The following is a 381-nucleotide window of genomic DNA, read 5'->3' on the forward strand; positions in this document are numbered from 1 at the left end:
GCGTTGGGAATGTTGTCGCGTTTAACTTACTTAGTGACATGCCTGAGCTTGGGTGTGTAAACAATAAAGAGGCTGCATCACTAGTTGGTGTTGCACCATTTAATCGAGAAAGTGGTGCTTATCAAGGTAAACGGATGATACGAGGTGGACGGCCAAAAATTAGAACCGCAATGTATATGGCAATGATGTCAGCTATCCAATGTAACCCTAAATTTAAAGCTATTTATCATCGGCTAGTCGCGGCAGGGAAACCTAAAAAAGTGGCTATTATTGCCTGTATAAGAAAGCTTATAGTAATCATAAATTCTATGGTGAGAGATGGTGTCATGTGGGATCCTAAAATGGTTTAAAATTAGGAATTGACACCATAGTCACTTGTTA

General features: G+C 39.6%; 1 protein-coding gene. It reads left to right on the forward strand.

Translation table 11 applies throughout. The features are described 5' to 3' along the window. Nucleotides 1-350: transposase (locus NRL14_RS20835; RefSeq protein ID WP_306725522.1), on the forward strand; the 350-nt coding region annotated here is incomplete at its 5' end. Nucleotides 351-381 lie beyond the last annotated feature (31 nt).

Origin of the sequence: Pseudoalteromonas sp. 20-92 (genome assembly GCF_030847595.1) — a bacterium.
Classification (GTDB): domain Bacteria; phylum Pseudomonadota; class Gammaproteobacteria; order Enterobacterales; family Alteromonadaceae; genus Pseudoalteromonas; species Pseudoalteromonas fuliginea.